Below are 12,473 nucleotides of genomic sequence, written 5' to 3' on the forward strand. Positions count from 1 at the left end.
ACTAGTAACTTAATCAGCTCTTAATGCTACAATAGGTGCAATTTTGGCAGCCTTGTAAGCAGGAAAAAAACCAGCTAAAGCTCCTGAAAATACAAGTAATCCGATAGCAACCAAGACAACATATAAATCTACTTCAGGATTTCTAAAAAAATCTCCACCAGCTCCTACAAGAATTTTCATTCCCATAATTGCACCTACTCCTAAAGTAAGACCAACAAAACCAGCTACAGACGTAATAACAATTGCTTCACTTACAATCAGACTAACAATAGAATAAGGTGTTGCACCAAGAGCTTTGCGAACACCAATTTCTTTTGTACGTTCTTTTACAATGATTAGCATAATATTACTGACTCCAATTATTCCAGCCAAAATAGTCATTAAACTAACTGTCCAAACGAAACCACGAATAAAAAGAAAAAGCATCTGAAACTTCTCAAATTCTTCAACAGTATTGCGTACTCTTACAGCTCTATCATCATCAGGAGAGAATTTATGGCGTGCAGCAAAGTCTTTCTGAATATTCTTTGCAATGATATTTGCTTCCTCAACAGAAGCATCACCCACTGTCATCATAAGTTGATTAATACGATTTTTTCCATTAAAAGCCAATTGTGCCGTTGTGATAGGCAAATACATATATTGCATTTCTCGTTCATTGCCATTATCAGAAAAAACACCTACTACTTGAAAAGGTATATCTCCAATAATAATCCATTTGCCAATAGGAATTTGTGGGTTTTCTTTAAATGTTTCAAAAAGTTCCTCTGCTACTAACTTTCCAATAACCACAACTTTTCGTTTCTTATCCAAATCTGTTTGATTAATAAAACGACCGTTATCCATCAATGTATTTTCAAGATATTTATGGTCTGGATGGACACAACGAGTATTGTAGGATGAGCTTTTATCTTTATATTGAGTAATAAAATCTCCTCTCAAATAAAATCTTCCTGTTTTATATTCTATTCCATCTATATTCTCTAAAGCATCATAGTCTTGATTTTCGAATTGAATCTGACGACCTACAGGCATTCCTTTATAGGCTATTGAAGTTTGTCCGTCGTAGAGCCACAAACTATTTACAGCATCATCTCTAAAGTTGTACTCTACTCCATTTTGAAGTCCTTTGCCTGCTCCTAAAAGCAAAACAAGCATAAAAATGCCCCAGCCTACTCCCAAAGCAGTTAGAGAAGTTCGAAGTTTATGTCTAAAAAGAGTATCAATTATTTCGCTCCATTTGTCAGTATCTATTAATCTCATGGTATTTTTATATGCTATAATTTTTATTCACTCACAATATAAAAAAGTCTTATTTGAAATTAAAATACTACAATCTTTTTAACGGATTTTAGTTTTACTTATTTGTATAGCTTTATAAAAATAATTCAAAAACTGCCCAAGCTGCCATTCCCAAAACTAAAACAATAAGAACCCAAACATACCAAGGGGCAATTCTTTGATTAGGTTTTGAGTAAGGTTGTTCTCCTTCAATATCTCTGTAAAGCTGAAAATAAGCACGCCTAGCACTTGTCATTCCTTCCAAAATCTGTTTGTGTTTTTCGAAAGAATCAGCTAATTCTTTGTCTTTTTCTAATTTTTCTTCAAAAGCAATTTTTTCTTTTTCTGAGAGTGAATCTGACAGATAATCATTAAATTTTTGAGTTGAAGAAGAGTTTGAAAGGTTCATATACTAATATTTTTCTGTAAGAATAGTTTAAATACCTAAAAAGGATAACCAATAGCAATATTCAAGACTAAATTATCTCTTCGCCATTCTTTATCTCTAACTTGTACTTGTCGTCTGACCCAACGTTCATTTTCAGGAAGCCAAGGTTTGCTAAGAGGAAAAGCAACATCAAAACGAAGAACAAAAAAAGTAACATCAATGCGAAGTCCTGCACCTACTCCCACAGCAATATCATTGATAATATTTTTTTTCTTAAATAATCCTCCTTCACGATTGGGGTCTTCTTTGACTAACCAAACATTTCCAGCATCTGCAAAAATAGCACCTTTGAAAACACTATAAATTGGAAAACGATATTCAATATTTGCTTCTAAGCGCATATCACCTGTTTGGTCATAAAAAAGTCCACTCGTACTATCTTTCGAAATATATGAACCTGGTCCAATAGAACGAGCCTGAAAAGCACGAATACTATTTGCTCCTCCTGCAAAAAACTGTTTGGTGTAAGGCAATACATCAGCATTTCCATAAGGAATTCCTACACCTGCAATAAAACGAGTTGCTATTTTATGATGCGTTTCTTCATTAAAATTTAAGTAATATCTAAAATCTATATCTGCACGAGCATATTGTGCATAAGGCTCACTCAAAATAGTATAAGGCTCTGCTCCTGTAGCTTTTTTAGATTCAAAAATACTTTGAATGCTGTGTATTAAATTACCTCCTACATCAATATTTCCATTAAAGAAGATATGATTTTTATTTTTTCTAGCATTTTCATCTACTTTGGAAGCACTTTGATAAGTAAATGAATAGTTTCCACCAAAAATAAATTGATTTTGAAAACTTCGTTGTAAAAGTGGATTATCTCCAATGGCTTCATTAAAGAGGCTTGTTGTGTCCATCAAGCGAACATAGTTTATAGAAATAGGATTAAAACGGTGTCTTTTAGTAGCTGTTTCTTGCCAATCATAACCAAATTGAGCTGTTCCAGAAAGAAGTTTAAAGTAATTTACTCTACTTAGTAGCCTAACATCTCCTTGATAGACTGTTCTTGGAACAAACTTTTGAGCCAAACGAGGTAATTTGATAGGACTAACGAAGCGAGGAATATAAATTTCGACACCTGCACCAATTTCATAGGAATAAAGTCCGTTTTGTTGATTAGGCTGCTCTACATTTTGATTTGAATTACGTCCACTTATTTGTGTTTCGAAACGTCCATCTAAACGAACTACTAAAAGCTCTGCTCCACGAAAAGCATTTTTATTACGATAACTAATGTTTAGACCAGGTCCAGCAAAATTATTGGATTTCGAAACTAAATTCAATTCTGCTCTCAATGATTTTCTTTTTGAAGGAACCATTTGAATATAAGCATCTAAATACCCTTCATTTCCCAAAGAATCAACAGGTTTGTATCGAATGTCTGCAAACTTCAAAGCTCCCAAACCCATCAAACGTTTTAAAGTTTGTTCATGTCTTTGAGCAGAATAAAGTGTATCTGGGTCTAAATAAATCGAACGAGCTAATATTTCAGGACGGAAAGTGCAACCATCCATCATACAATAAAAAGTAGAATCTCCTTCCAAACGTCCCATTCTTTGTAGCTTTGCAGCATTCTTAATGCTATCCATTCCCATTTTATAATTAGGAAATAAAAATACATTACGGATTCGGTAAGGTTTTCTAGCAATATCAGGCATTTGCTTTTTGACTTGCATGTAGATATTCATCTGACGATCTCCGACTGTTGAATCTACTTTATAAATTATAAATTTATCACTAAAGTAAAAATAGCCTTTTTCTTTTGCATAGTCATTTAACCTACTTCTTTCTTGTTCTAAAAGAGCAAAATTGTAAGGATCTCCTTTTTTTAGGAGTGTTTCTTTAGTAGCATTATTCAAGACATTCCCAAGTGGTTCAGGCTCTTCAGGAAAATTTATAGAATCCAATCTATAAGGTTGATAAACAGTTGCTGTATAAATTATTTCTGCTTTTTTTCCCTTCTGTTCGATTTTAGCTTCTGTTTCTGCTTGAAAATGTCCATTTGCTAGAAGCCTATTCAAAACAAGCTGACGTACACGCTCTTCATTTACATCTTTTACTAAAACTGGAGGTTTGCCAATTTTGGTCATTACCCAATGATTAAAACCTTTTTCTTTTTCAGTATAAAAAGTATTATAAAAAGCCAATTGAGGACGCATCCACAAAAATTTTGTATTTGGCTCTGGTGCTAAAACTTCTTCTACTTCAGCTTCTACACGGTCTTGTTCAGGAATTTTACCTTCCTTCTTCTCCCATTTTATTTCACTTCCTGTATATAAAGGATTTTCTTTTGTGATTCTGCTCATACCTGTACAACCACTCATTATGAAAGGGACAAGTAGAAAAAAAGAAATAACGAAAAATTGTAAAGAAAAATGAGGTACGAAAAGGGAAAAAATGTTTCGCATTTTGTAAAATAAATATTAAACTATAAAAATGAAGGAATAACAAAATAAGATTTGTTTATACTTCAACTTAAATTTATAGATTTTGTTTTTTAGATGAAAAAGTAAAAATGAGTAAATTGAATTCAGCACAAAGCTATTTCCTAAATTAGCCTAGAAAAGTATATTATCAATCTTTGTTTTGGTACACTTATAATATAAATATTATTCTATTATAAAAAGACTTGATAATAATTTGTTACTTTTGTCCAAAAGGACTTTTTCGCAAAAGGATGACATCTAAACTATTATAATAATTACTTGTAGTATTTCATTGTAGCATTCCCAAATACTGATAAAGCTATACCAATAAATAGTTTGTGTGTTGTCTAAATTATTTCAAAACACTAGTAGTATAACTAATTATGAATCTTAATCTCAAAAACCCTTTAGCTTTCTTTGACTTAGAAGCAACAGGCATCGACACTATAAAAGACCGTATTGTAGAAATTTCTATTGTAAAACTGATGCCTAATGGCGAAAAACAAGTTCATACACATAAAATAAACCCAACTATTCCAATTCCAGATATTACTACCAAAATACATGGAATTAGTGATGAAGATATAAAAGATGCTCCTACTTTCAAACAAATGGCAAAAACATTTGCAGGTATTTTGAAAGGTTGTGATTTGGCAGGTTTTAATATTATGCGTTTTGATGTCCCTATGCTTGTAGAAGAATTTTTGAGAGCAGGAGTAGATTTTGATATTTCGAATCGTAAACTTGTCGATTTGCAAAGAATCTATCACATGATGGAACCTCGTACACTTTCGGCAGCCTATAAGTTTTACTGTAACCTAGAATTAGAAGGAGCGCATAGCGCAGAAGTTGATACTTTGGCTTGTGTTGGAATTTTGGAAGAACAAGTAAAAAGGTATGAAAACATGGAACACAAAGATACTTTTGGCAATGTTACTATTCCTGTCAAAAATGATATGGAAGCTTTACATCAATTAAGTTTCTCAAATCGTATCGATTTGGCTGGAAGAATGGTTTATAATGATAAAAATGAAGCTGTTTTTGCTTTTGGAAAACATAAAGACAAAAAAATTGAAGATGTTCTGACAAAAGAATCTTCCTATTATGATTGGATTATGAAAAATGATTTCCCCCTAAATACCAAACAAGAACTTACAAGAATCAAATTAAAAATGAGTATGCTTAATAAGTAGGGATTAGTTTTTAGTGATTAACTATTAGTACAAGAAGATATTTTGTTGATAGCTCACACAGCTAAATTCTATATTCAAAAACTGCTTTGTTTTTGATTTTCAGTTCGTAATTTTCGAAGAACATGGAATACACAATTGAGGTTTATTTGGTATTGTTAGCTGCTGGGTTTTTAGCAGGAATAATTAATACTTTGGCAGGAAATGGCTCAATTCTGACAATTACAGCACTTTCTGTGGCTGCTGGCTTACCTGTCGGAATGGCAAATGGAACAAACCGAGTAGGTGTAACTTTCCAAGTTTTGGTAGGTCTTCGTACTTTTCTAAAAAGTGGAAAGACAAATTTTAAAGGTGTTTGGAAAATTGCAATTCCTACTATTTTAGGTTCTGTTTTAGGAGCTTATGCAGCCGTTGAAGTAGGAAAGTCAAATGAAATTTGGTTGAGTCGTGTGATTGGTGGTGTAATGGTTTTTATGCTTTTCTTAGTTTTAAACAATCCAAAAAAATGGATAGAAGAAGACAAAAATCGTAAAGAATTAGCTTTACCTTGGCTAATACTCATTTTTTTAGCTGTTGGTTTCTATGGAGGTTTTATTCAAGCTGGCGTAGGTGTGATTATGCTCGTCGTTTTGATGTCAGCAACAAGTTATGAGCTTACTAATGCAAATGCTATTAAACTTTTGCTTACTCTTCTTCTCAATATTCCTGCTTTTGCTATCTTTATTTGGAGTGGTCAAATAGAATGGATTGCTGGTCTTACCCTTTCCGTTGCTCAAATGATTGGTGCTATGTGGGCAGCTAAGTTTGCAATCGGACATCCAAAGGCTAATTATTGGATACAAGCAATTTTGATAGGAATTATTCTTATTGCTATTGTGCGCTTCTTGGGAATCTATGATTTTTTGAGTTAAAAATTATTGCTTTTACTCTGATTCGTTTTTTTTGCATCCAATTTTTTTAAAATTTCAAGAAAAAGCGATAAAAAACAAAGTGCCAATAACTTGTTAGGAATATAACACATCTATAATTTTTATTTTTTAATTCGTAATTGTTCTAAGTAACTAAACAAATTTGTAAATTTGCGTTTATTGTTTTGTCTGCCTTTTATTTTTTTAGTTAAATTGTTTATAATGACTTAACTTTGCTCTAATTCTGCAATAAAATTTGAGCAGTTTTTAGAAAAAAATCCTAAACTCTAAAATTAAAAGCTACACTACATCTCAATTACTTACTGCACTCACTCAACAACAGCCTAACACATGAAATATCCAAACACCAATATACACCCAGATGCTAAAATTGCAGAAAATGTAATTATTGAACCTTTTGCAACTATTTATGGCGATGTAGAAATAGGAGAAGGGACATGGATAGCTGCAAATGTAGTAATAATGGATGGTGCAAGGATAGGTAAAAACTGTAAAATTTATCCAGGGGCTGTTATTTCAGGAGATCCACAAGACCTAAAATATAAAGGTGAAAAAACATTAACTATAATTGGAGATAACACTACAATTAGAGAATTTGCAACTATCAATAAAGGAACAGATGATAAGATGCAAACAACAGTTGGTAATAATGTATTGGTAATGGCTTACGTGCATATTGCTCACGATTGTATTGTTGGAGATTATTGTGTTTTGGTAAATGGAGTGCAACTGGCAGGACATGTAGAAGTAGAAGAATATGCAATTATTGGAGGTACAAGTGCTGTTTTACAGTTTGTCAAAATTGGCGCACATGCCATGATTGCAGGTGGTTCGTTGGTCAGAAAAGATGTTCCTCCTTATATTCGTGCAGGGCGTGAACCTCTTTCTTATGCAGGAATCAATATTGTAGGCTTACGACGACGTGGTTTTAATGCTGGAAAAACTGCCGAACTTAGAGAAATATACCGTCTCATTTATTCAGCAGGATTAAATACACAAGAAGCTCTTAAACAAATAGGAGAAATAGAACCACAAACAACAGAGAAAAATCAAATTGTAGAATTTATCCGAAATGCAAAAAAAGGAATTATTAGAAGTGGAAATGAAGATGATAGTATCGGAATATAATTAGTTACCACTCAAATTTCTAATTTAATGTTTTTTTTTCTACAAAATACGCTTTCTTCCGAAATAAATGGCTTTTCTAGAATTGAATATTTGGCTGTCTTTAATGCTATTATTTTTGGTTTTATTGTAGCCGAATTTTTTATGGGTTGGGGAAATTTTATGCGTTATCGCTCCCAAATTCGTTTTGATTTTATTCCTGTCATTTGGTCTTTTCTTACTTTCTTGGTTTCTATCTTGATTTGGTGGGGAACTTGGACAAACAATGAATTTATTGGCATTAATATTTTCTATTATTATTATTCTCTTGTTTTGCCTCTGATTCTATATTTGGTTTGTGTGTTTTTATTTCCAAAAATCAATGAAACAAGGTATGAAAAAGATATATTTGACTTAGAACGTTATTTTCAAAAACAAGCTCCTATTATCTGTTTTCTATATGGATTACTATTTACAGCAATGATTATTAATTCTGTAATTTTTCAAGAATATGAATTTTTTCATCTCAAAAACTATATAAAAGGAGGAGCTGCCCTGCTTGCTTTCGGAGGAATTGTTATCAAAAACAGAAGGTATTATTGGCTAATTACGGCTATTATGCTGTTTTTGTTTGTAGGCTTTCTTCTTACAATGGAGATACAACATTAATATTGAAACACTAGTCTAATTTAACTCCCCAAAACGTAATATCATCACGCTGGTCAGCATCTTTCTTATGTGCTTCTAGAAAATCAATTAATAAATCTTGTTGTGTTGCCATATTTTTATCTAAAATAGTATTTAGAAATAATTTTAAATTATAACTTCCAATACGTTCAGCTTGTGGCGAATTTTGGTCTGCAAATCCATCAGTAGTAAGGTATAAGGAAGAGCCTATAGGAAGTTGAATAATATTTTCTTCAAAAAGTCGTTTTTCTTCTCGTTGTTTTCCTCCTATCGAACTTCGTGTTGCTCCTATTTCTTGAATTTTTGTATGTGAAGGTTCTGAATACCAAAGAGGACGTTTTGCTCCAGCATAAGCTACTTCGTAAAGAGCCGAAGTACGCCTTTCTATTCTACACAAAATCATATCCATGCCATCCTTATTTATTTTTGAGCTGTTCTTTGATTTTGCATCTTGTTTTAATAGTTTTCGTATTCTCTCATGCATCAATTTCAAAATTTTGGAAGGCTGCATGTGTTTTTCTTGATTGATAAGTTCGTCTAAAAGCATATTGCCAATCATAGACATAAATGCCCCAGGTATTCCGTGTCCAGTACAGTCTACAACAGCAATAAATGTATAACCATTTACTTTTGTAAGCCAATAAAAATCACCACTAACAATATCTTTTGGACTATAAATCAAACAATAATCTGAGAATTGATTCAAAATAGCTTTTTCAGTTGGAGTAAGAACGCCTTGTATGGTTTTGGCATAACGCATACTATCTAAAATATTTTGATTTTTATCTCTGATAAGTTTATACGCATTTGCATTGGCAACAGCAATTGATACATAAGTAGCAAGATTACGCAAAAGAGCTAAATTATCTTCTGTATAAGGGTTTTTCTCAAAGCTCTGAATAGTCATGACACCAATAGGACGTTCACGAATTCGAAGAGGAATAAAAAATGCTGCCTGAGGAACTTCTCCTATAAGAGGACTAATATGTGTTTTGTTTTTTTGGAAATATTCTTTTTTAACATCAACCACAAAAACTTCCTTATCTTCCAAAAAAGACTGTACTGAAAGACTTTTTGTACCTTCTGTGGCAGATTCAATGTGAAAAGGTAAAATGTGATCTTTTTCTATAAAATTGTTATATTCGATAGCTTGTGAACGAGAATTATAAATACCAATTCCAAACCCATCCACAGGCATAATATGTTCTATACTTTCTTTTATAATAGAAATGAGGGCATTTTCATCCATTGTTGCTGTTATTTTTCGTCCAATTTCAGACAAAATTGAAAGCCGTGAAAATGTTTCTTTGAGTTGATTATTTTGCTGAGTAATTTCTTCTTTTTGTTGACTTATCTCTGTACTCTTTTCTAGTATTTCTTTATTTTGATTGTCTCTATCTCTCTTCTGAATAAAGACAAGAATAGCAATAACGAGCAAAAGAACAGTACCACTAGCCAACGAATAATTCCAAATTTCTTTGCGTTCGATTTCAGACTCTTGTAGTTTTTTTTGTTCTCTCAAAACTGAAATAACCTGTTCTTGCCTTTCACTCTCAAAGACAGCTTGTAGGCGTTTGGTTTCGTTTAAACTCTCTTCTTTTTTCAAAGAATCATCTAAGTTGATATATTTACCTAAATAATGAGCAGATAATTCGAATTTGTTTTTAAGTTGATAAATTGTGGCAAGAAGCCTATAGATTTCTGCAATATTCTTTCTTAATCCTGTTTCTTGTGCCAATTGTAGAGCATTTTCAGCAAATGCAACAGCTTTAATATAGTTTTTATCATACAGAAAGTACTGTCCCCTTCCGAAGCTGATGTAAAACAAAAGATGTTTATCCTTAATTTTTTGGGCTATAATTTCTGCCTTATCAAAGTATAGCAGTATTTTGTATTTGTTTGTATTATTTTTTAAAGAATCTGTTTTAATTAAGCTCATTCCTAAATTGATATAATACTGACAAATAAGTATATCATTATCAGTTTTTAAAGCCATGGGTAGTCCTTTTTCAAAGTACACATTTGCCTTTTGATAATCAGTCTGTTCTAGATAAACTGAGCCAATATTCAAATAACTTGTTGCTATTCCTAAACTATCATTTAGTTTTTCTTTCATTATGATAGCCTGTTTGTGCATCTGAATAGATTTTTCGTATTGATTATTTTTCTTATAAATCAATGCCATATTATTCAGTGAACGAGATATTTGTAACTTATCTTCATAACATTGTTGAATTCTCAAAGAAATCAATAGGTTTTCTAATGCTCTTGAATAATTTCCCTGTATATAATAAATGCCAGCTAAATTATTCAAAACTAAAGAATATGCTACTGAGTCTCCAATATCTTGATAAATATCAGCAGAGGTTTTAAAATAATGAACAGCCGAATCATAATTGTTTTTTCCTTGATGATAAAAACCAATAATCCGAAGAGCTTTTGCTGTTCCTTTAAAATATAATATTTCCTTTGATTGTTGAATAGCTGATTCTGTTAAAACTAATATGGAATCATTTTTTATATTTGAATAATGGCTTGCAATCTCTAAAAGCGCATTTATTTGAGTGGTATCTTCTGCTTTTTCACTATTTATGTATATTTTCCAAAGACTATCTGAAACATGTTTCTGCTTTATTATTTTAGACACATCAGATTGAGCCATTATTTCGAAGGAAATAATGGAAATACTGATAACCAATAAAATAGAAAAATGAGTTAGTCTATACATCTATAATTTATGCCTTCAAGTGTAGTGTTTCCCATTCCACTTCTTGTACGATATCGTTATGTAAACTAAGTCCAACAGGACAAGTCATAGCTGCACGATGCAATTTTTCATGTTCTGTAACAGTCAGCAAAAGTGTTTCTGGACAATTATAAGTAATTTTGATACGTCCAATTCTACGAGGATTATCTACCATTATCTTTTCTATATAGGCTTCTAATCCTTCCAAATTTATTCCTTCTCGTTGTGCCAAAATGCCCATCATTGTCATCTGGCATGAAGCTAACGAACTACACACCAAATCAGTAGGAGAAAATGCCTCTCCTTTTCCGTGATTATCCTTTGGAGCATCAGTAATAAGCTGATTTTGAGAGTTGATGTGAGTAGCTTGAGTGCGTAAATTGCCTTGATAGATTACTTTTATCATAAAATTAAATTGATTTTGATACCTTGTGTTTTTTTAAGCAAGATGAATGATGTATTTTTATAATTAAAAATAGACAAAAAAGATGACTTTAGCCGAATTTTAGCCTTATTTTTTAATCCATCTCTAATTGCATTTTATTTTGAATACTAATTTCTCTTCTAATTCATTTCCTTCATTATTTGCTGATTTTCTTTCTCCAGTTTTTATTTCAGATTGGAAAAATGAATTGTTTGAGCAGAAAAATATAAATGTAAAAATACTACGATTAGATGCAGAACACAAACATATTGGAGGAAATAAGTTATATAAACTTTATTATAACTTAGCAGAAGTCCAAAAACAAAATAAAAACAAATTACTCACTTTTGGGGGAGCTTATTCAAATCATTTGCGAGCTACTGCTTTTGCTGCCAAAGCATTAGGAATAGAAAGTATAGCAATAATTAGAGGAGAAGAGCACCAAAACCTAAATCCTGTTCTTACTTTTTGTAAAGAGCAAAATATGCAACTTCATTATATTTCAAGAAGTGAATATAGAGAAAAAAACAATGTTTTTTTTATAGAAAAATTAAAAGCACAATTTGGAGATTTTTTTTTAGTTCCAGAAGGAGGTTCAAATGCTCTTGCTATAAAAGGTACAAGTCATATTCCCAAAATTGCTTTTGATTTGTTGAAAAATAATATTGTTGGTGTCGCTTCGCTAAAACACCAACAATGGCAGAAGAAAGGTTTATTAAATAACAAGATAGATTATTTTGCTTTAGCTATCGGAACAGGAGGAACAGCAGCAGGAGTTTTGAATGGCATACAAGAAATTGAAAATAAGACAAAAACTAAAGTTTTGGCTGTTTCTGCACTAAAAGGAGGTGAATTTTTAAAAGATGATATAGAAAAACTATTAAATGATTTTTATAATGATGAGTCTACTAAAACAAAAAATACACTAGAAAATCTCATTTTGGAAACTAATTTTCATGAAGGTGGATATGCAAAAAAATCAGAGCGATTGATGAATTTTATTACAGATTTTAATCAGAAAAATGATTTTCAGATTGAGCCTATTTATACAGGGAAAGCCTTTTTTGCAATCTATAATTTAGCTGAAACTAATTTTTTTGAGGAAGGCAGTACAATCGTTTTGATTCATACAGGAGGAGTTTTTTAGTAAGAAATCAATAGACATAAAAAAACGCTATAAAACTTTTAGTTTTCATAACGTTTTTAAGTAAATTTGGTAATTATAATAA

The 12,473-nt window shown here is 31.6% G+C and carries 10 protein-coding genes; 5 read left to right on the forward strand and 5 right to left on the reverse strand.

The window, feature by feature from the left end; translation table 11 throughout:
- Nucleotides 1-9: 9 nt before the first annotated feature.
- The 3 genes from V9L05_RS10285 to V9L05_RS10295 all read right to left on the reverse strand — a co-directional run bounded on the left by V9L05_RS10285 (nucleotide 10) and on the right by V9L05_RS10295 (nucleotide 4,146).
- The gene (locus V9L05_RS10285; protein WP_338815400.1) at nucleotides 10-1,263 is read right to left on the reverse strand and encodes an ABC transporter permease; all 1,254 of its coding nucleotides are present in this window, start codon (nucleotides 1,261-1,263) and stop codon (nucleotides 10-12) included.
- A 112-nt stretch (nucleotides 1,264-1,375) separates the two neighbouring features.
- Nucleotides 1,376-1,690 carry a hypothetical protein gene (locus V9L05_RS10290; RefSeq protein WP_338793332.1) on the reverse strand — a complete coding sequence of 105 codons (315 nt, stop codon included), beginning with the start codon at nucleotides 1,688-1,690 and terminating at the stop codon, nucleotides 1,376-1,378.
- Nucleotides 1,691-1,725: 35 nt separating this feature from the next.
- A complete protein-coding gene (locus V9L05_RS10295) occupies nucleotides 1,726-4,146 on the reverse strand; it encodes a BamA/TamA family outer membrane protein (protein WP_338793331.1) in 2,421 nt (806 codons plus the stop codon).
- 401 nt (nucleotides 4,147-4,547) lie between these two features.
- Between V9L05_RS10295 and V9L05_RS10300 the strand changes: the two genes are divergently transcribed.
- The 4 genes from V9L05_RS10300 (at nucleotide 4,548) to V9L05_RS10315 (ending at nucleotide 8,056) form a co-directional block, all read left to right on the forward strand.
- Complete coding sequence (locus V9L05_RS10300) at nucleotides 4,548-5,357, forward strand: exonuclease domain-containing protein (protein WP_338815401.1); 810 nt, start codon at nucleotides 4,548-4,550, stop codon at nucleotides 5,355-5,357.
- A gap of 122 nt (nucleotides 5,358-5,479) precedes the next feature.
- A complete protein-coding gene (locus tag V9L05_RS10305; protein WP_338815402.1) occupies nucleotides 5,480-6,265 on the forward strand; it encodes a sulfite exporter TauE/SafE family protein in 786 nt (261 codons plus the stop codon).
- A gap of 348 nt (nucleotides 6,266-6,613) precedes the next feature.
- Nucleotides 6,614-7,411: an acyl-ACP--UDP-N-acetylglucosamine O-acyltransferase gene (lpxA, locus tag V9L05_RS10310; protein WP_338793327.1), complete on the forward strand. Its 798-nt coding sequence runs from the start codon at nucleotides 6,614-6,616 to the stop codon at nucleotides 7,409-7,411.
- A 27-nt stretch (nucleotides 7,412-7,438) separates the two neighbouring features.
- Complete coding sequence (locus V9L05_RS10315; RefSeq protein WP_338815403.1) at nucleotides 7,439-8,056, forward strand: hypothetical protein; 618 nt, start codon at nucleotides 7,439-7,441, stop codon at nucleotides 8,054-8,056.
- Nucleotides 8,057-8,066: 10 nt separating this feature from the next.
- On the opposite strand, the gene V9L05_RS10320 is transcribed toward V9L05_RS10315, so the two are convergent.
- Together V9L05_RS10320 and V9L05_RS10325 are read right to left on the reverse strand one after the other, a co-directional pair.
- Complete coding sequence (locus tag V9L05_RS10320; protein ID WP_338815404.1) at nucleotides 8,067-10,802, reverse strand: tetratricopeptide repeat protein; 2,736 nt, start codon at nucleotides 10,800-10,802, stop codon at nucleotides 8,067-8,069.
- Nucleotides 10,803-10,809: 7 nt separating this feature from the next.
- Nucleotides 10,810-11,226 carry an OsmC family protein gene (locus V9L05_RS10325; protein WP_338811790.1) on the reverse strand — a complete coding sequence of 139 codons (417 nt, stop codon included), beginning with the start codon at nucleotides 11,224-11,226 and terminating at the stop codon, nucleotides 10,810-10,812.
- A gap of 139 nt (nucleotides 11,227-11,365) precedes the next feature.
- Here V9L05_RS10325 and V9L05_RS10330 point away from each other — a divergent pair, with 139 nt between their 5' ends.
- Nucleotides 11,366-12,391 (forward strand): pyridoxal-phosphate dependent enzyme, encoded by a 1,026-nt coding sequence (locus tag V9L05_RS10330; RefSeq protein WP_338811792.1) that lies wholly within the window; start codon nucleotides 11,366-11,368, stop codon nucleotides 12,389-12,391.
- Nucleotides 12,392-12,473: the final 82 nt, after the last annotated feature.

Origin of the sequence: Bernardetia sp. Wsw4-3y2, assembly GCF_037126295.1 — a bacterium.
GTDB lineage: Bacteria > Bacteroidota > Bacteroidia > Cytophagales > Bernardetiaceae > Bernardetia.